This window comes from Cohnella baijiui (assembly GCF_020731285.1).
GTDB lineage: Bacteria > Bacillota > Bacilli > Paenibacillales > Paenibacillaceae > Cohnella.
Genome location: NZ_JAJFOW010000479.1, coordinates 1 through 215 on the forward strand (window position 1 = coordinate 1; position 215 = coordinate 215).

Consider the following 215-nt stretch of genomic DNA (forward strand, 5'->3'; position numbering starts at 1 on the left):
GAGCCGGAAAATACCATGCCGACGTACAACCGCTTACGAAGGCTGATACAAAAATAATGAAACAAATATATAATGGCAAGTGGAGTTGGAAAAGAAAAGCGATTGTAGTCAAGAAGGATCACCACTACTATGCGGCATCCATGCAGGGGATGCCACATGGGGGGGATGGTATTCCCGATAACAGTTTCTCCGGGCATTTCTGCATCCATTTTCTC

General features: G+C 45.6%; 1 pseudogene. It reads left to right on the forward strand.

The features are described 5' to 3' along the window. Positions 1–215 (forward strand): annotated as a pseudogene (locus LKX83_RS33445) (hypothetical protein); the annotation flags it as partial.